This is a genomic window from Curtobacterium sp. L6-1 (genome assembly GCF_018885305.1).
GTDB lineage: Bacteria > Actinomycetota > Actinomycetes > Actinomycetales > Microbacteriaceae > Curtobacterium > Curtobacterium aetherium.
The window spans coordinates 2,571,119-2,589,915 of sequence record NZ_CP076544.1 but is presented as its reverse complement, the minus strand read 5'-3'; the positions used below and the strand labels follow the sequence as shown (position 1 = coordinate 2,589,915).

18 protein-coding genes are annotated in these 18,797 nt (G+C 72.5%); 15 read left to right on the top strand and 3 right to left on the bottom strand.

Features of this window, described 5'->3' with window-relative positions:
- Positions 1–6: 6 nt before the first annotated feature.
- The gene (locus KM842_RS11875) at positions 7–573 is read left to right on the top strand and encodes a GrpB family protein (protein ID WP_216258617.1); all 567 of its coding nucleotides are present in this window, start codon (positions 7–9) and stop codon (positions 571–573) included.
- A 301-nt stretch (positions 574–874) separates the two neighbouring features.
- Here KM842_RS11875 and KM842_RS11870 read toward each other — a convergent pair whose 3' ends face one another.
- Positions 875–1,081 (bottom strand): hypothetical protein, encoded by a 207-nt coding sequence (locus KM842_RS11870; RefSeq protein ID WP_216258615.1) that lies wholly within the window; start codon positions 1,079–1,081, stop codon positions 875–877.
- An 84-nt stretch (positions 1,082–1,165) separates the two neighbouring features.
- Between KM842_RS11870 and KM842_RS11865 the strand changes: the two genes are divergently transcribed.
- From KM842_RS11865 to KM842_RS11805, 13 genes are all read left to right on the top strand, one after another.
- Positions 1,166–1,390, top strand: coding sequence for a hypothetical protein (locus tag KM842_RS11865; protein WP_216258613.1), 225 nt, complete (start codon positions 1,166–1,168; stop codon positions 1,388–1,390).
- A gap of 124 nt (positions 1,391–1,514) precedes the next feature.
- Positions 1,515–2,708, top strand: a complete 1,194-nt coding sequence (locus tag KM842_RS11860) for a Gfo/Idh/MocA family protein (protein WP_216258612.1) — start codon at positions 1,515–1,517, stop codon at positions 2,706–2,708.
- A gap of 80 nt (positions 2,709–2,788) precedes the next feature.
- Positions 2,789–3,436: a ThuA domain-containing protein gene (locus KM842_RS11855; RefSeq protein ID WP_253206376.1), complete on the top strand. Its 648-nt coding sequence runs from the start codon at positions 2,789–2,791 to the stop codon at positions 3,434–3,436.
- Positions 3,433–4,542, top strand: a complete 1,110-nt coding sequence (locus tag KM842_RS11850; protein ID WP_216258608.1) for a Gfo/Idh/MocA family protein — start codon at positions 3,433–3,435, stop codon at positions 4,540–4,542. The genes KM842_RS11855 and KM842_RS11850 overlap by 4 nt, the downstream gene beginning before the upstream one ends.
- 140 nt (positions 4,543–4,682) lie before the next feature.
- A complete protein-coding gene (locus KM842_RS11845; RefSeq protein WP_216258606.1) occupies positions 4,683–5,132 on the top strand; it encodes a hypothetical protein in 450 nt (149 codons plus the stop codon).
- 2 nt (positions 5,133–5,134) lie between these two features.
- Entirely contained in the window at positions 5,135–6,565 is a 1,431-nt protein-coding gene (locus KM842_RS11840) for an FtsX-like permease family protein (RefSeq protein WP_216258604.1), read from the top strand.
- A 221-nt stretch (positions 6,566–6,786) separates the two neighbouring features.
- Positions 6,787–7,794, top strand: a complete 1,008-nt coding sequence (locus KM842_RS11835) for a LacI family DNA-binding transcriptional regulator (RefSeq protein WP_216258602.1) — start codon at positions 6,787–6,789, stop codon at positions 7,792–7,794.
- Between the two features lie 84 nt (positions 7,795–7,878).
- Positions 7,879–9,183 (top strand): ABC transporter substrate-binding protein, encoded by a 1,305-nt coding sequence (locus KM842_RS11830; protein WP_216258600.1) that lies wholly within the window; start codon positions 7,879–7,881, stop codon positions 9,181–9,183.
- A gap of 206 nt (positions 9,184–9,389) precedes the next feature.
- A complete protein-coding gene (locus KM842_RS11825; RefSeq protein WP_253206375.1) occupies positions 9,390–10,292 on the top strand; it encodes a carbohydrate ABC transporter permease in 903 nt (300 codons plus the stop codon).
- The gene (locus KM842_RS11820) at positions 10,289–11,212 is read left to right on the top strand and encodes a carbohydrate ABC transporter permease (protein ID WP_216258597.1); all 924 of its coding nucleotides are present in this window, start codon (positions 10,289–10,291) and stop codon (positions 11,210–11,212) included. Before KM842_RS11825 ends, KM842_RS11820 begins: the two co-directional genes overlap by 4 nt.
- On the top strand, positions 11,212–13,467 hold the full coding sequence (gene yicI / locus KM842_RS11815) for an alpha-xylosidase (protein ID WP_216258594.1): 2,256 nt from the start codon (positions 11,212–11,214) through the stop codon (positions 13,465–13,467). The genes KM842_RS11820 and yicI overlap by 1 nt, the downstream gene beginning before the upstream one ends.
- A 196-nt stretch (positions 13,468–13,663) precedes the next feature.
- Positions 13,664–14,851: an ROK family transcriptional regulator gene (locus KM842_RS11810; RefSeq protein ID WP_216258591.1), complete on the top strand. Its 1,188-nt coding sequence runs from the start codon at positions 13,664–13,666 to the stop codon at positions 14,849–14,851.
- A 340-nt stretch (positions 14,852–15,191) separates the two neighbouring features.
- Complete coding sequence (locus KM842_RS11805; protein ID WP_216258589.1) at positions 15,192–16,286, top strand: hypothetical protein; 1,095 nt, start codon at positions 15,192–15,194, stop codon at positions 16,284–16,286.
- A gap of 3 nt (positions 16,287–16,289) precedes the next feature.
- Here the strand turns inward: KM842_RS11805 and KM842_RS11800 are convergent, their stop codons facing one another.
- Positions 16,290–16,790: a MarR family winged helix-turn-helix transcriptional regulator gene (locus tag KM842_RS11800; RefSeq protein WP_216258587.1), complete on the bottom strand. Its 501-nt coding sequence runs from the start codon at positions 16,788–16,790 to the stop codon at positions 16,290–16,292.
- Between the two features lie 89 nt (positions 16,791–16,879).
- Between KM842_RS11800 and KM842_RS11795 the strand changes: the two genes are divergently transcribed.
- On the top strand, positions 16,880–17,812 hold the full coding sequence (locus tag KM842_RS11795) for an NADP-dependent oxidoreductase (protein WP_216258585.1): 933 nt from the start codon (positions 16,880–16,882) through the stop codon (positions 17,810–17,812).
- Between the two features lie 48 nt (positions 17,813–17,860).
- On the opposite strand, the gene KM842_RS11790 is transcribed toward KM842_RS11795, so the two are convergent.
- Positions 17,861–18,625, bottom strand: coding sequence for a glycosyltransferase family 2 protein (locus tag KM842_RS11790; RefSeq protein ID WP_253206116.1), 765 nt, complete (start codon positions 18,623–18,625; stop codon positions 17,861–17,863).
- Between the last annotated feature and the right edge of the window lie 172 nt (positions 18,626–18,797).

The following is an 18,797-nucleotide window of genomic DNA, read 5'->3' as shown; positions in this document are numbered from 1 at the left end:
GACGGCATGAGCGAGCAGCGCGAGCCGAGCCGTCCGGAGGTCACGAGCGTCGAGATCGTCGGCGGACCCGAGGCACTGGTGGTCGGGCTGCACGAGTACGACGCTCGGTGGCCGGACGTCTTCGCGGCGCACCGTGCACGGATCGCGGCGGCGCTCGCACCCCTGGACGTGCGCATCGAGCACATCGGGTCGACGTCCGTGCCCGGGCTCGCGGCGAAGCCGATCGTGGACCTGGTCGTCGTCGTGCCCGACGTCACGGCCGAGTCGGAGTACCTGGACGCGCTGCTCGACACCGGGTACGTGCTGCGCGTGCGGGAACCCGGCCACCGCCTCGTGCGGACGCCGGAGCGGGACGTCCACGTCCACGTGTACGGACACGGGGCGGCGGCGGTCCAGGACTACCTGCTCCTCCGCGACCGCCTGCGCACCGACGCCGGTGACCGCGCGCTGTACGAGCAGACGAAGCGGACCCTGCTCGCCCAGCGGTGGGACGACATGAACGACTACGCGGACGCGAAGACCGAGGTGCTCGCCGGCATCAGGGACCGGGCCCGGGCAGCTCGCGCCGACTGAACGGCTCGGGAGCAGCACCGTCACGGTGCCGCCCCACGGCGGGTCACTCGACCCGCGAGTCCTTCTCGTCCTCGTCGTCGTCGCCCGGGTCCTTCCGATGACCCGCCGGGCGTTCCCAGCGGTTGCTGTTCACGGATGAGACCGGCTGGAGGAGACGTTCGTCACGGCCTCGTGACGACGTCCAGCACCGTTCCAGGAAGTGCGTGGATCGACCGGGCTCCTGTCCCCCGGTTCCCTGCCGTCCCGTCCCGGCGTTCGGGAAGCGGCTCACGCCGGACGCCGACGTCGACGGACGGCGTGGTCAGAGGTCGGCGAGCGCCCGGCCGTCGGCGGTGTCGTTCCAGGTCGTCCGACCCTCCTGCTCCTCTGCGGCGTGCAGGCCGCCGTGTCCCCGCTCCCGACCGCAGTGCCAGCGGTCGAAGCGGCCCGGGCAGCGCTCGTCGCCGACGGCTCCCGGGCGGCCGGCGGGTGTCGCGGGGTGCGGGTGGATGGTCGGTCGGTCGTGCATCGTCTGCTCTCTCGTCGTGCGGTCCCCTTGTTGGACGTGTGCAGCGGGGGTTCCGTCACGAATCCGGTCCGCCCGGGCGGGGCCGTGCGGATCACCGCCGAGGTCGCGGTCGACGGTGCACGGCCGGCGACGGACACGGTGCGCGAGGTCGGCGAACGCATCCGCTCCGTGGTCGACGCCGAGCCCGGACCGCGCCCCGACACGATCACGGTCGTCGTCCGCCTCGTCGAGGACATCGTCGGCCTGGTCCCCACAGCGGGCGCGGAGCCCGTCGACACCGGGGCCGAGCGGGGCGCGACGCGCCACTGAGCAGCCTCGCCACCTCCCTGCGCGACGGTCCCCGCGAAAGTTTTCCGATCCTCCCGTCCGGCTTGTCCCGGCCACCCGCCGGTCCGTAGCGTCGACGGCGGACGCGAATGCGAGGGAGCATGCGATGACGGACGACCGGTTGCGGGTCGCGATGGTGGGACACGGCTTCATGGGGGCCGCGCACTCGCAGGCCTGGCGGGTCGCCCCGCGCTTCTTCCCCCTCGAGCGCGAGCCGGAGATGACGGTCGTCGTCGGCCGCGACCCCGAGCGCACCGAGGCCGCGCGCGCCCGCTTCGGCTGGCAGCGCGCCGAGACCGACTGGCGTCGCGTGGTCGAGGACCCGGACGTCGACGTCGTCGACGTCTGCTCGCCGGGGTCGTCGCACGTCGAGGTCGCGATCGCCGCGCTCGAGGCCGGCAAGCACGTCCTCTGCGAGAAGCCGCTCGCCAACACGGTGGCCGAGGCGGAGGCCATGGTCGCCGCCGCCACGGCCGCCGCCGCACGCGGGGTGCGCTCGATGGTCGGCTTCAGCTACCGCCGCGTCCCCGCACTCGCGTTCGCCCGGCAGCTCGTGCAGGCCGGCCGCATCGGCGAGGTCCGTCAGGCCCGCGCGCTGTACCTGCAGGACTGGCTCACCGACGCCGAGGGGCCGATGACCTGGCGGCTCGACGCCGCACTCGCCGGCTCCGGATCGCTCGGTGACATCGGCGCACACGCCGTGGACCTCGTCGAGTACGTCACCGGCGCCACGATCGGCACGGTGAGCGGGACGCTCGAGACGTTCGTGCACGAGCGGCCGCTGTTGGCCGACGGCGTCGGCCTGTCCGGCACGGCATCGGACGAGCGCGGACTGGTCACCGTCGACGACGCCGCCTGGTTCCTCGGCCGACTGACGGGAGGCGCGGCCCGCCCCGGTGGGACCCTCGCCTCGTTCGAGGCCACCCGGTACGCGACCGGGCGGAAGAACGGCCTGACCATCGAGATCAGCGGCTCGACGGGCGCGATCGCCTTCGACCTCGAGGCCATGAACGAGCTCCGCCTGTACGAGACGGCCGCGCCGGCAGGGGAGCAGGGCTTCCGCCGGATCCTCGTCACCGAGCCGGAGCACCCGTACATGGCGCACTGGTGGCCGACCGGGCACACGATCGGCTACGAGCACACCTTCGTGCACGAGGTCGTCGACTTCGTCACCGCGATCACCACCGGCCAGCAGCCCGAGCCGTCCTTCGCCGTGGGGCTGCACGTGCAGGACGTCCTCGACGCCGTGCAGCGGAGCGCGGCCGACGGCAGCGCCTGGACCACGATCCCCGCCCGATGACCGACCCTTCCCCCGATCCGCAAGGAGCACCTCCCGTGCAACGCCAGGCACTCGTCGTCCGCGGCGGTTGGGACGGGCACATGCCCGTCGAGACCACCGAGCTCTTCATCCCCTTCCTCCGCGACAACGGCTTCGACGTCCGTGTCGAGGAGGGCACCGCCGTGTACGCCGACGCCTCGGTGATGGACGCCGTCGACCTCGTCGTGCAGGTCAACACGATGTCCACCATCGCGAAGGAGGAGTTCGACGGCCTGCAGCGCGCGGTCCTCGCCGGGACGGGGATGGCCGGCTGGCACGGCGGCATCGCGGACTCGTACCGGGACAACGCCGACTACCTGCACATGATCGGCGGCCAGTTCGCCCACCACGCGGGCAAGCACCCGGACGAGCGCGTGGGCGAGCAGTCCGACAACTACATCCCGTACACGGTGCACGTCACCGACCTCGGCCGCGAGCACCCGATCACGCAGGGGATCGACGATTTCGACCTGGTCAGCGAGCAGTACTGGGTGCTCAGCGACGAGTACGACGACGTCCTCGCCACCACCACCCAGGAGGCCCGTGCCTGGGACGCCTGGAACCGTCCCGTCACCTCGCCCGCGATCTGGACCCGGCAGTGGGGGAAGGGCCGCATCTTCGTCTCGGCACCCGGGCACCGCATCGAGATCGTCGAGTCGCAGCCGGTCCGCACCATCATCGAGCGCGGCATGCTGTGGGCTGCACGATGAGCGCCGCGTCCGGTGCTCGTGGCGCCGCTCCACTGCGCGTCGGGATGGTCGGCGTCGGGAACATCAGCAGGCAGTACCTCGAGCAGTTCCCGTCGCTGCCGGACCTCCGGCTGACCGCGGTCGCCGACCTCGACACGTCCCGCGCCGCGGCCGTCGCCGACGAGCAGGGCGTCCAGGCGCTCGGCGTCGACGACCTGCTGGCGTCCCCGGACGTCGACGTCGTCCTCAACCTGACGATCCCGGCCGCCCACGCCGACGTCGCCACCCGGGCGCTCGCCGCGGGCAAGCACGTCTACGGGGAGAAGCCGCTCGCGCTGAGCACCGCCGAGGCCGCACCCGTCCTGGCCGCCGCCGAGGCCGCGGGTCTCCGGGTCGGCAGCGCACCGGACACCGTGCTCGGCACCGGCGTGCAGACCGCCCGGGCCGCGCTCGACGAGGGCCGCATCGGGACGCCGGTCGCCGCCGCGGTGTCCTGGAGTGCGCCGGGGCACGAGCTCTGGCACCCGGCGCCCGGCTTCTACTACCAGCCGGGCGGCGGCCCGCTGCTCGACATGGGCCCGTACTACCTGACGAGCCTCGTCACGTTCTTCGGCTCCGTTGTGCGGGTGAGCGGCAGCACGACCCGGTCGACCCGGGAGCGCACCGTCGCCACCGGCCCGGACGCCGGCCGGGTCTTGCCGGTCGACGTCGACACGCACGTCGTCGCGGTCCTCGAGCACGAGGGCGGCGTCGTCTCCACCGTGACGCTGTCCTTCGAGGTGTGGGCGACCGATGCCCCGCTGTTCGAGGTGCACGGCACCGCCGGGTCGCTCTCGGTCGCCGACCCGAACCGCTTCTCTGACCCGACTCGGATCGCCACCGCCGACGACCGCACGTTCCGCGAGCTCCCGGAACTCGCCGGGTTCCGGGACGCCGGCCGCGGGGTGGGCCTGGCCGACATGGCACGGGCGATCGCCTCGGGGGAGCCGCACCGGGCCTCCGGCGACCTGGCGTTCCACGTGCTCGACGTGATGGAGTCGATCGCGACCGCGGGGCGGACCCACGGCGTCGTGGCGGTCGCGAGTCGGGCCTCCCGGCCGGCGGCCGTGCCGCTCGCCGAGCGGTGATGTGTCGAGCGTGACGCCCGGCCCGGCGGAGCCGATCGCCCCGCGACGTCGACCTGCGAGCCGGATGTCATCCCCGAGGAGCAGGGGAGTCCTCCTCCGAACCGATCCCGGCAGGCCCCCGCGCACGGTGGGATGAGGGTGTGAACACAGAACTCACCCGCCTGTCCTCCCGGTACGCCACGGTCGTCGCCGTCGGTGCGCTCACACTCGGCGCGCTGACGCTCAGCGGCTGCTCCGTCTTGCAGGACCAGGTGCACCACCAGGTGACCCGGCACGCGGACACCCGGGCAGACCTCGGCTCGCCACCCGCCTGGATGCCCGAGGACGCGACCGACATCTCGTCGTCGACCGGCACGGCGGTGAAGGGCGACGACGCCGCGCCGACGACGGTCGTCTTCACGAGCAAGCAGGGCGCGGACTCGGCGGGCTGCACGACGGTGCCGAGGAAGTCGGCCCCGGTCATGACCGTCGAGGGCGCCCCCGACGTGTACGCGGCGAAGACCGTCGTCCGGTGCGGCGACTGGTCCCTGGTCGGCGACGGGCGGCAGTGGGTCGCGTGGACGCCGAACACCGGCGACGGCGGGTCCTGACCGTGTCACGACACCGCGGAGGACGGCCGTCCCGACGGCCCCGTCCGGGTCTCCGCGCGCTCGCCGAGAGCCGGTCGACCGTCTCCGTCGCCGCGCTGTCCGCCGGACTCGGCACGCTGATGGTCACCGGGTCCGAGGCAGCCCACCGCATCGTCGAACTCGGCGAGCGGACGGGCGAGAGCGCCACGGTCGCAGCGATCCTGCCGGTCGTGTCGTGGGTGTTCATCGCCATCGCGCTGTACGTCAGCGCCGTCGTCACCTCGAACACCTGCGCCACGGTCATCGCTGGGCAGACGCGCTCGCTGGCACTGCAACGCGTCCTCGGCGCCACGGGCGTGCAGCTCCGGCGCCGCATCACCGGTCTCGGCCTCGTGTGCGGCGTCGTCGGCTCGGTCATCGGCGTCGTGTCGGGCACCGCGTTCACCAACGGCGTCCTCGGGCTGGCCGCAGTCACGTCGGTGCTCCCGCCCCTCGGCTGGGTCCTCCCGCCCGCGGTGGCTCCGGTGGCCGTCCTCGTCACGCTCATCACGACCGTCGCCTTCCGCGTCGGTTCCCGCGACGTCCTGTCGATCACGCCGCTGCGCGCGCTCGACGCGTCGATCGAACCGCCCGCCGGCGCGACCCGCACCGGGCCCCGGACCGCCGTCGCCGCGGTGATCTTCACCGTCGGGGTCGTCGGCATCGGTGCGGCCTTCGTGCTCGGAGCCTCGACCGTCGACGCGCTCCTGCTCGCCGTTGCCAGTGGGGCGCTGTCCTTCACGGGCGTCGTCATCGCCTCGCCCGTCCTCCTGCCGGCCGTCCTCCGCGTCGTCGTCGCCGCGTCCGCGCAGCGCATCGTCCCCTCGATGGCGGCGCGGAACTCGCTCCGGTCTCCCGAGCGCACGGCCCGCGCGACCGTCGGCCTGGTGATCGCGGTGACCTTGATGACGACGTTCTCGGTCGGGTTCGCCACCTACGCCCGCATGCTGCAACGGCAGGCCGAGGCCGACCCCGTCTACTACCGGGACATCCAGACGCAGTTCGACCAGCTCGCGGTCATGTTCGCCGGCCTCATCGGCGCGGCGGGGGTGATCGCCGCGGCGGGCGTCGTCGCGGTGACGGCCCTGACGATCGCGCAACGTGCCGGTGAACTGGGGCTCCTCAGGGTCCTCGGTGCGACGCGAGGGCAGGTCCGCACGCTGATCCTCGTGGAGACGGCGATGACCATCGCGATCGCCGTCGTGCTCGGGGTCGTCCTCGGTACGGCGTACGGCTGGGCGGGGGCCTACACACTCCTCGGTGCCACGAACGGTGCGCAGCTCGTCGGTCCGACGGTCCCGGCGTGGCTCCTCGTCGTCGTGGTCGCGGGTGCGGCGGGCACCGGGCTCGCGGCAGCCCTCGGGCCCGCTGCCCAGGCGGTGCGGGGGACACCGGTGCGGGCACTCCACGAGTAGCACGCGGTCCGGTCCCGGCGCCGCGCCTGCCGGACCGGCACCGGCCGTGGCGGCCGGACGGGAGGCCCGTGGCGCGCTCCATCCGTCGATACCGCCGACGAGTGGGTTGCGCGAAGCGCTTCGACGCTGTTAGCGTCGCCGTCGCGAGCTCGTCGAAGCGCTTCACAGGCGCCGGACGGACCGCAGGGCACACGCGACGAACAGCACGAGGAGGTGCGCGCATGGTGACGATCCACGAGGTGGCGAAGGCCGCGGGCGTCTCGATCTCGACCGTCTCGTACGCCCTCTCCGGCAAGCGCGCGATCTCCGCCACGACCCGCGCCCGCATCGACCAGGCGGTCGCCGAGCTCGACTACCGGCCGAACGCCGGCGCCCGCATGCTCGCCGGGGCCCGCACGAACATCCTCGCCCTGTCCGCGCCCATCCGGGAGGACGCGCACCTGCCCACGCACATGCGCTTCGTCACCGCGGTGGTCGAGGCCGCACGGGCCCACGACGACGACGTGCTCCTGCTCGCCCGCGACGACGAGGTCACCGGGATCCGCCGCGTGGTGGACAGCTCGCTGGTCGACGGGGTCGTGGTGCTCGGGGTCTCCACGGACGACGAACGGGCCGAGGTCGTCCGCCGCTCGGGTGCCGCGGCCGCGTTCGTCGGCGTCCCGGGCGACACCGCCGGCCTGACCTGCATCGACCTCGACTTCGCCGAGGCCGGTCGCGCGTCGGTCCGGCAGCTCGCCGCCGCCGGGCACCGCAGCATCGGGGTCATCGGCCACCCCGCCACCTACGTCGAGCGGCACACGGGCTTCATCCGCCGCTTCGCCGACGCGTTCGAGGACGAGTGCCGCGCCGCCGGCATCGCCACGCTCGCGCTGTACCCGTCGCTCGACCGCGCCGACCAGCGTCGTGCGGCCGACGAACTCCTGGCCGGCCTGCCCGACATGACGGCGCTCGTGTTCCACTGCAACGAGCCCGTCGTCGAGGCCGTCCTCGCTCACCTCGTGTCCCGGGGCGTCCGCGTCCCGGAGGACGTCTCCGTGCTCGCCGCGTGCGCGAGCTACGACACCGACGCGCTCGAGGTCCCCCTGTCCACCATCCCCCTCCCGCTCGAGGAGATGTGTCGCGGCGCCGTGGAGGGCGCCGTCCGTCAGGTCGACGGTGCCCGTGAACCGGGCGTCACACTCCTCCCGCCGCGGTTCATCGACCGCGGGTCCATCCGACCGGTGCCCTGACCGGCACCGTCCCACCGGCGTCTTCGGCCGTGCATCGTCGAAGCGCTTCGACACCAGCACCATCCACTACGAGGAAGTAGCGACATGAAGAAGTTCCGCCTGCTCGGCGCACTCGCCGGGCTCGCCGCGACCGCCGTCGTCCTGACCGGCTGTTCCGCCGGCGGGAGCGCCGACGACCGCAGCAACGAGGACGGCAAGACCCTCAAGCTCTGGCACTTCGAGTCCGAGGACTCCGCCATGGGCAAGGCTTGGAAGGAGTCGATCGAGGTCTTCGAGAAGGAGACCGGCGCGAAGGTCGAGTTCCAGGAGAAGAGCTTCGAACAGATCCGGAAGACGGCCAGCCAGTCGCTCAACTCGGACCAGGCCCCGGACCTCATCGAGTACAACAAGGGCAACGCCACCGCCGGTCTGCTCGCCAGCCAGGGGCTGCTCAGCCCGCTCGACGACGCGGTGGAGAAGTACGGCTGGGACGACAAGCTCGCCAAGTCGCTGCAGACCACGGCCCGCTACGACGAGAAGGGCGTGATGGGCTCCGGCTCCTGGTACGGCGTGCCCGACTACGGCGAGTACGTGGAGTTCTACTACAACAAGGAGCTCTTCGAGAAGTACGGCGTCGAGGTCCCGAAGACCCAGGCCGACCTCGAGGAGGCCATGGCGACGTTCGAGTCGAAGGGCGTGACCCCGCTCGCCGAGTCCGCCGCCGAGTACCCGCTCGGTCAGCTCTGGTACCAGCTCGCGCTGTCGAAGGCGGACCGCAGCTGGGTCGACGACTACCAGTTGTACGAGAACCCGGTCGACTTCTCCGACGAGCAGATCACGTACGCGACGAAGACGATCAAGGACTGGACCGACAAGGGCTACATCTCCGCGGACGCCACCGGCATGAAGGCCGAGGACGCCGGGACCGCCTTCATCAGCGGCAAGTACCCGATGTTCTTCTCCGGATCGTGGTGGTACGGCCGCTTCACCACCGAGATGCAGCAGGACTGGGGCACCTTCCTCTACCCGGGCGCCGAGATGTCCCCGGGCTCGTCGGGCAACCTCTGGGTCGTGCCGACCAAGGCGAAGAACAAGACCCTCGCCGAGAAGTTCATCGACATCACGCTCCGCCCCGACATGCAGGCGCTCATCGGGAACAACGGCGGCGTCCCGGTCGCAGCCGACGAGGCCGACATCACGGACGAGAAGAGCAAGGAGCTCATCGCGAACTTCAACACGCTCACCGAGCGTGACGGCCTCGGCTACTACCCGGACTGGCCCACCTCGACGTTCTACGACCAGCTGAACGCCGGGCTGCAGAGCGTGCTCAACGGCAGCAGCACGCCGAAGCAGGTCAACGAGGAGCTCGGCCAGCAGTACGCCGACGGCGTGAAGGCCGTCACCGGCTGACCCAGCGGTACTCCACCACCCCGGTCGCTGACGCGACCACCTGCCGGGAGGCGCGGTGCGGGTCCGACCCGCACCGCGCCTCCCGGTCCCCTCACCCGCACCACCCCACTCCCCGGAAGGGAAGCCCGACGATGGCGTCCAGTCCTCCCGTCGCGCCGCTCCGCGGCCGCGTCCCCCGCCCCCGCCGTCGCGACGACGGCGCGATCATGCCCGCCTCCGGCCGCGGCAGCTACTGGTTCTACCTGCTGCCCGGGTTCGTCCTGCTGGCGGCGATCATCCTCGTTCCGCTCGGCTGGAACGTGTACCTGTCGTTCACGAACTACCGGGGGATCCTGCCGCCGCAGTTCACCGGCCTCGACAACTGGCGCCGGCTCATGGCCGACGGCCAGTTCTGGATCTCGTTCCGGAACAGCATCGTGATGATCCTCGCGATGGTGATCGTGCCGACCAGCCTCGGGCTCGTCCTCGCCGCCGCGCTGTTCGACGTCATCGGCAAGAAGTTCGGCGGCAAACTCGCGAGCTTCCTCCGCGCCACGTACTACCTGCCGCAGATCCTGCCCGCGGTCATCGCGGCGATCGTCATCGGGTGGATCCTCCGCCCGGAGAACGGCGCCCTCAACGCCGTCCTCGGTGCGGTCGGGCTCGACGGCCTGCGGCACAACTGGCTCGGCAGCCCGGACACCGCGCTGCTGTCGGTCGCCGTCGTGCTCGTCTGGGTGCAGATCGGCTACCCGGTCGTCGTGTTCATGGCGGCCCTGCAGCGCGTCGACCCCGAGCTCTACGAGGCGGCGGAGCTCGACGGCGCGAACTGGTTCCAGCGCTTCCGCTCCATCACCGTGCACATCATCCGGCCCGAGATCTTCGTCGTCGTGCTCACGTGCACGATCGCCGCGCTCAAGGTGTTCGGGCCCGTCTACGCCCTCACCGGCGGCGGCCCCGGCAACGCGACCATCGTGCCGAGCTACTACTCGTACAGCCAGTTCTTCCAGGCGCAGCAGGTCGGGTACGGCGCGACCATCGCCACCGCGCTGACGGTCGTCATCGTCATCGTCGCCATCGGTTTCATCGCCGCCCAGAACCGGGCAGAACGCAAGGAGGAGGCACGATGACCGTGTCCGCACCCGACACCAGGGCGACCGTCACGGCGGACGCGGGACGGGCCTCCCGGCCGACGGCGAAGCCGCGCAAGCGGCCCGGTGAGGGCGGCGTCAAGCGTCCCGCCGACTGGGTCGTGCTCGCCGGCGGCGTCGTCATCGCGGTGCTCATCGCCGCGCCGTTCCTGCTCATCCTGCTCAACTCGTTCAAGACGCCGGCGGACTACGCGGCCGGCGGCCCGCTCGCCTGGCCGACGCAGCTGTCGTTCGACGGCATCACGACGTTCTGGAACCGGGTCGACTTCCCGCTGAAGCTCTGGAACAGCGTGTTCATCAGCGGCATGGTGGCGCTGCTCGCGGTGCTCATCTCGATCCTCAACGCGTTCGCGATCGGCATCGGCCGGGTCCGCTACCGCACCTGGATCGTCGTGCTCTTCATGCTCGCGAACATGCTGCCGCAGGAGGTCCTGCTCTACCCGCTCTACATGATGTTCAAGGGCGTCGGGCTGTACGACAACGTGTGGAGCGTCATCATCGTCTTCACGGTGATCCAGTCGGCGTTCGGCACCTACCTGCTCTCGAGCGTCTACGGCACCTTCCCGAAGGAGATCCTCGAGGCCGCCGCGCTCGACGGCGCCGGTCGCTGGCGCGTGCTGTGGCGGGTCATCGTCCCGATCAGCCGGCCGACCCTGTCGGTCCTGCTCATCTTCTTCTTCATCTGGACGTGGAACGAGTTCCTCATCCCGCTGACCTTCCTGGTCAGCAACGACAACCAGACCGTCCCGGTCGCGATCTCCCTGCTGCAGGGCGACCGGCTCATGGACGTCACCACCACGAGCGCGTCGGCCCTGCTCGGCCTCATCCCGACGCTCGTGTTCTTCCTCATCTTCCAGCGCACCCTCGCGCGCGGCATCACGGCAGGAGCGGTCAAGTAATGAAGTTCACCGACGGGTTCTGGCAGCTCAGGCCCGGAGTCCACCCCGTGTACGCCGCCGAGGCGTACGACATCGACGCACGGCAGTCGCCGTCCGGGGACCGCCTGGTCGTCACGGCGCCGACGAAGGTCATCGCGTCGCGGGGCGACACCCTCAACCGTCCGACGCTGACCGTCTCGCTGTCGAGCCCGATGGAGGGCGTCGTCACCGTCCGGGTCGAGCACCACCGCGGCCGCCGGCCGGAGCTGTCCTTCGACCTGGTCGGGAAGGAGGCGGGGCACGGCTCCGCCACGGTCGCCGACGGTGTCGGGACCCTCACCTCCGGTGACCTGTCGGCCGTCGTCACGCCCGGGGCGCCCTGGGACCTGCGGTTCCTGTCGGAGGGCCGCGTCCTCACCGGATCCGGGCACAAGTCGCTCGGCCACGTCACGCTCGACCCCGGCGCCGAGGTGTCCCGCGGCGTCGTCGGCAACGCCCGGGTGCAGGGTGCGGACGCCCCGACGGCGGACCGCTTCGTGCACGCGCAGCTCGACCTCGGCGTCGGGGAGCTCGTCTACGGGCTCGGTGAACGCTTCGGGCCGCTCGTGAAGAACGGGCAGACCGTCGACATCTGGAACGCCGACGGTGGCACGTCGAGCGAGCAGGCGTACAAGAACGTCCCGTTCTACCTGACGAACCGCGGGTACGGCGTGCTCGTCGACCACCCCGGGCACGTCTCGTTCGAGGTCGGGTCCGAGACGGTCGAGCGTGTGCAGTTCTCGGTGCCGGGGGAGTCCCTCGTGTTCCACGTCATCGGGGGCGGCAGCCCGTCGGCCGTGCTCGAGCGGTACACGGCGCTCACCGGCCGTCCGGCGCACGTGCCGGCGTGGTCGTACGGGCTGTGGCTGTCGACCTCGTTCACGACCGACTACGACGAGGCGACCGTGACCTCGTTCGTCGACGAGATGGCCGCCCGACAGCTGCCCGTCTCGGTGTTCCACTTCGACTGCTTCTGGATGCGCGAGTTCACCTGGTGCGACTTCGAGTGGGACCCGCGGGTGTTCCCGGACCCCACCGGCATGCTCGGGCGGCTGCACGACAAGGACCTGCGGGTCTGCGTGTGGATCAACCCGTACATCGGGCAGGCCTCGAAGCTGTTCGACGAAGCGGTCGAGGGTGGCTACCTCGTCATGAACCCCGACGGCACGGTGTGGCAGTGGGACCTGTGGCAGGCCGGCATGGGGCTCGTCGACTTCACGAACCCGGAGGCCACCGCCTGGTACCAGGCGAAGCTCCGTGCACTCGTCGAGCAGGGCGTCGACTGCTTCAAGACCGACTTCGGCGAGCGCATCCCGCTCGACGTGGTCTACGCCGACGGCAGCGACCCCGAGCGGATGCACAACCTCTACACGCAGCTGTACAACCAGGCCGTGTTCGAGGTGCTCGAGGAGACCCGCGGGAAGGGCGACGCCGTGCTGTTCGCCCGCTCCGCCACCGCCGGCGGCCAGCAGATGCCCGTGCACTGGGGCGGCGACAACACGTCGTCGTTCCCGTCGATGGCCGAGACGCTCCGCGGTGGGCTGTCGCTGGCGCTGTCCGGCTTCGGCTTCTGGTCGCACGACATCGGTGGCTTCGAGGGCACCCCGGACCCGGCGGTGTTCAAGCGCTGGGTGCAGTTCGGCCTCCTGTCGTCGCACAGCCGGTTCCACGGCAGCAGCTCGTACCGGGTGCCGTGGGCGTTCGACGACGAGGCGGTCGAGGTGACGCGGGCGTTCACCGAACTGAAGCTGCGGCTCATGCCGTACCTGTACGCCGCGGGGCTCGAGGCGTCGGCGCGGGGCATCCCCGTGATGCGGCCGATGCCCCTGGCGTTCCCGGACGACCCGACGGCGGCGTACTGCGACCGGCAGTACATGCTCGGCGCGGACCTGCTCGTCGCGCCGGTGTTCAGCGCGACCGGCGAGGTCGAGTACTGGCTGCCCGCGGGGTCCTGGACGAACTGGTTCACCGGCGAGGTCGTGACCGGTGGGGTCTGGCGTCGGGAGCAGCACGGGTTCGACACCCTGCCGCTCTGGGTCCGCGAGGGGGCGGTCCTGCCGCTGTCCACCCGCACGGACCGGCCGGACCACGACTACCACGAGGCCCTCGAGTTCCGGGCGTTCCCCGGTGCGGGCGGGGCCGGCAGCCGGTCCGTCGTGGTGACGTCGCCCGACGGTCGAGCGGTGACCCACGAGGTGATCTTCACGGCCGACGGCACGGTCGGCGCCGGCGCCTGACCGCGCCGGCGCCTGACCGCGCCGGTGCGCTGGCCGCCCTCGGGCTGAGCGACGGTCCTCGTGGCGGTGGCCACGAGGACCGTCCCTCGCCGCGAAGCTCGCGCAGCGTGAGCGCAGCGTGAGCGCCGCGCGAGCGCAGCGCGGGCCGCACGCGGCTGGCGCACTACGCTGGCGGGACCCACGGAACGGAGCGGACATGGCGGAGGCGAGCACGGCCTCCCGTCCGGTGCGCACCACGGACGTCGTCCGGCGACGCAACCTCGCCCGCGTCCTGCGCCTCGTCCACGAGGGCGGCCCGATGCCCCGTTCCGCCCTCACCCGCGAGACCGGCCTGAACCGGTCGACGGTCGCTGCGCTCGTCGGGGAGCTCGTCGACCTCGGCCTCGTCGTCGAGGGCGACGCGGCACCGGCCACCGGCGTCGGCCGACCCAGCGCGACCGTCTCGGCGTCCGCCGAGGTCGTCGCCCTCGGGATCGTGCCCGAGATCGACGCCGTGACCCTGGCCGTCACCGGACTCGACGGCACCGAGCACGAGCGCCGCTCCGTCCGCACCACCACCGTCTCGACGCCCGACGCCGCCCTCGCGATCGCCACCGACCTGGTCGCCGCCGCGGCCGAGCGTCAGCGGGTGGCCGGTCGCCGGGTCGTCGGGGTCGGCGTCTCGGTCCCCGGAATCGTCCGCGTGGGCGACGGCGTCGTCCGGTACGCGCCGCACCTGGCCTGGCGGGACGAGGCCTTCGCCGCCCCGCTCGCCGACCGCACCGGGCTGCCGGTGCGGGCCGCGAACGACGCGAACCTCGGCGTCACCGCGGAGTTCCTCTACGGCGCCGGACGCGGCGCCACCGACGTCGTCTACGTCAACGGCGGCGCGAGCGGCATCGGCGGTGGGATCATCACCGGGGGCCGACCCCTGGCCGGGACGGACGGGTACGCGGGCGAGCTCGGGCACACCTTCGTCGCAGCGAACGGCATCCGCTGCCACTGCGGCGCCGTCGGTTGCCTGGAGACCGAGGCCTCGCAGGCGGCACTGCTCGACGCCGCGGGGCTGGGGATCGACGAGGCCGACCGGCTCGGTGACGTCCTGGCCGCCGGTCCGGGGTCGGAGCTCGCCGCCGTGGTGGAGCGCCAGGTCACCGCACTCGCCGTGGCGATCCGGAACGTCGTGCACACCGTCAACCCCGACGTGGTGGTGCTCGGCGGCTTCCTCGGCACCCTGCTCCGGCACGTCGGGACCCGGCTCGAGGACGCCGTGCGGGCGCAGACGATGACCGCGATGGGCGAGGACCTGCGGATCGTGCCCGCCGAGCTGGTCGGGAGTGTCCTGTTCCGCGGCGCGGCCGAGCTCGCCTTCGCGTCGCTGCTCGCGGACCCGACCGCGGGCTGAACCGCCGCGGCGGACGGCGTGTGCCGGCCGTCTCCGGACGGGAGGCGCGGTGCCGGACCGGTGGTGGGCCTCCCGGCCGGTGGGTGGCGGTGTGGACACGCGGACGCCCGCCGCAGTTCGGGTCAGGGGCGGGCGTCCACGGCCGGCGCGTGCCTCCGGGAGTGGCAGGCGCGAGTCGTCGCTCCACGAGGTCAGGGTCCCTCGCGTGCCTTCCGGCCGGGCGACTTCCGGAACGCTACGCCGCCGTCCTGGATCGCGTCCAAGGTCGTCCGTGTCGTGTACCCGCCGGGGTGTCCTCGGCGGCTTGCCCGAGCACGCCCCGGCGCGCCACACTCCCCGAGTGCGTTCCTCCACTCACGACCTGCTCGACGGTCCCCGTTTCCGCGTTCTCTGTCTCGCGTTGGTGAGCGACCTCGACGCGGCCGTGCAGCAGGCGGTCCAGGCGGTGGACGCTGCGGCGGACCAGGACTTCGCGCTGCCCGAGGCGGTCGGAGTGCCCGCGGACGTGGTCGCCGGACTCGCGTCCGCCGTCGCCGCGGTCGACCTTGCGGACGTCCGGGGCTGGCGGGATCCGCTGCGCTTCCTGCCCGCCCTGGGCGCGACGGTGGACTCGTCGATGCCCTGGCAGCCGCCGATCGTCGGCGCGGAGGCGATCACCGCCTTCCCCGAGGTGCGCTCCGCACTCGCGCCTGTGGCGGAGGCGGTCCTGTCCGCACCGGCGACGACGTGGTGGGCGACGGACCTCGACCTCGACGCGCAGTGGGTGGCGCGTCCCGTGCGCGACGGCGAGGTCCAGCCGGTCGGTTCCGGAGGAGGTGTCGCCGCGACGGTCGCGCGGTGGAGACGGAACCACGAGGACGACGAGGCGCGCGGGGCGGCGGATCGAGCGGTCCCGGTGCACCGGACCGCGGGCGGCGCCTGGTGGTCCACACCACTGGCGTACGGGGACGCCGGCGCCGCGCGGTTCATCTCGAGTACACGCCGGGTCGGGTCGCTCGGGGCAGGGGCGCTCGAGCTGGTGGAGGACGGGTTCGGTGACGACGAGGTCGTCCTCCAACGCGTCACGGCGGATCGGGAGCCGCGCGTGTGGGAGGTGCACTCGGCCGAGGACTGGGCCCGGTTGGTGTCGACGTACCCGAAGCCCGCCCTCTGGGCACGGCGCGGTGCGTGGTGGCCGTCGACCGGCCTGGAGGCGGACTGGCTGGTCCCCGACCTCGAGGCCCTGGCGGTCGATGTCGACGCCGTGCACGTCTCCGTGCAGGGGTACCTGGCGGCGGCCGGCCGTGCGCTCGAGGTCGACGGCGGCGCGACGGTCCTCGCCGGGTGGGCGCCGGACGAGACCTCCTGGTTCACCGACGACGTGACGGTGTCCCCGGTCGAGGAACGGTGGGTCCGCCGCGGGGACGGGCCGTCAGGCTGGACCCGCGCCTCCTGACCGTCAGACCGTGCGGCGGCGGCGTGGTGCGGCGGAGCGGGGCGGTGCTGCGCGCAGGCGGTCGCCGACCTTGCCGAGCACGGCAGCGAGCGCGTCGACCTCGTCGGTCGACAGCGACGCGAACAGGAGTTCCTGCACGAGAGCGATGTGCCCGGGGAACACGGCGGCGAGGACCTGACGGCCGGCGTCGGTGATCGACACGACGACACGGCGTTCGTCCTCCGGTGACGGCGCCCGCGACACCAGGCCTCGCTGGTCGAGGAGCTGCGCCTGGTAGGTGAGCCCGCTCCGGCTGTAGACGACCCCGTCGGCCAGGTCGGTCATGCTCCGACTGCCGGTCGGGGCGTCGCCGAGTCGTGCCAGCAGCTGGAACTGCACGTAGCTGAGCTGTCCGACGTCCTTGAGCTGCTTCTCGACGGCGGGCCGCAGCAGCGCGCTCACCTCGGTGAAGGACAGGTAGGCGGCCAGCTGCGCGGACGTCAGGGACGAGGAGGGTTCGGGCACGTCTCGATCCTACCGTTGCTTCGAGTTCGAAGCAGTGCTACGGTTCCGACAGTGCTTCGAACTCGAAGCAACAACGAGAGGATACGACCATGCAGGCCATCCAGTTCTCCGAAGTCGGCGGTCCCGAGGTGCTCCGGCACGTCGAGGTCGACCAGCCCGTCCCCACCGCCGGCGCGGTGCGCATCCGCGTCGCCGCCTCGGCCTTCAACGCGGCCGACGGCGGCATGCGTGCGGGCTCCCTCCCCATCCCCGTGGTCCTGCCGCACGTCCCCGGTTACGACGTCTCGGGCACCGTCGACGCGATCGGCGACGGCGTGCAGGGCCTGTCCGTCGGCGATGCGGTCGTCGGGTTCCTGCCGATGGAGCGGGACGGCGGCGCGGCCGAGTACGTGGTCGCCCCGGCCGAGGCGCTCGTGGCCGCACCGACGAGCATCCCGCTCGCCGACGCCGCCGCGCTGCCCTCGGTCGCCCTCACCGCGTGGCAGGCCCTGGTCGACGACGGTGGCCTGCAGGCCGGGCAGCGACTGCTCGTCGTGGGCGCCGGCGGGGTGGTCGGCAAGTACGCCGTCCAGCTGGCGACGCGGATCGGTGCGCACGTCGTGGCGACCGCGAGTCCGCGCAGCGCGGACGCCGTGCGGGCTGCGGGAGCGGACGAGGTCGTCGACCACACCACGACCGACCTGCTGGACGCCGTCACTGAGCAGGTGGACGTGCTCCTCAACCTCGCCCCGATCGAGCCCGACGCGTTCACCCGCCTCGTCACCCTGGTGCGGGACGGTGGGGTCGTCGTGAGCACGACGGCCTGGATGCCCGCGCCGGACGACGCCGACCGCGGGGTCCGCTCGGCCGTCGTGTTCGTCCTGCCGCACCGCGAACGCTTGGCGCGTCTGGTGTCGATGGTGGACGAGGGGGCGCTGCACGTCGAGGTCACCCGCCGCATCCCGCTCACCGAGCTGCCGGCCCTGCACGCCGAGGCCAGCAGCGGGCGCGTCGCCGGCAAGGTGGTCGTCCTCCCCGCGTGAGTCCACGGAGCGGCGCCGGCGCGACGTGCGCGGTCAGGGCAGCTCACGTCAGCGGGACCGCCACCAGGCGTGCGCGTGGTGCCGACGCAGTTCCACCCGGAACCGCCGGGCCCACCGCCGCACGGGCGTGGCCCGGCGTCCGTTGACCCGGAACGTGTGGCCCGCGCGACGGGCGCGCAGCAGGGCGGACGGGAGGCTCGAGAAGGGTCGCGAGGACACACCCACCGTGAGCGCCCGGTCGGCCAGCACCCGCCACGCCGGGTCGAGCTGCATGCTGAGGTCGACGTCGTCGTGCACCTCGGGGTCGTGGCGGTGGACCCGGTGACGGACGGCGAGCCAGGTCGTCCGACGCACGGCGGCGGCGGAACCGAACAGCGGCGGGCGTGCGAGTGCACTGCGCATGAGCACGAAGTACGGCTGCATGTAGAGGACCGGCCAAGCCGCCCGGACGAGCGGCCCGGCGTCGATCGGCCGACCGGGTCCGGTGACGGCGACGACGGTCGGGTCCTCGAGCAGCGCGAGCGCCGTGGCGATCCAGTGCGGCGGCGGGACCGAGTCCGCGTCCAGTCGCACGACGACGTCGCCCCGCGCGGTGTCGAACCCACGCGCCGATGCCCGTGCGATGCCACGCTCCGGCTCGCTGCACAAGACGGCTCCGGCGGCCGCCGCCACCGCGGCGCTGTCGTCCGAGCTGCCGTTGTCGACGACGACGACCTCGTCGGGCACCCGGGTCTGGGCCTCCAGTGCGGCGAGGCACCGGCGCAGGTGGTCGGCGTCGTCCCGGACGGGGATGACGACCGACACAGAGGGCATCGTCCGAGCCAACCGGAGCGGGGCTGGGAGGACGCGCGGATCGAGCCTCGTCCTGGCGTTCTGCGGAGGGTCGGGCCGACATCCGCGCAGATCGGCGTTCCTGGGGCCCGGCACAGGGTGCGCCGCGCAGGTTCGAGTCCAACGCCGCAGGTGCACCGCCCGTGGCGACGAG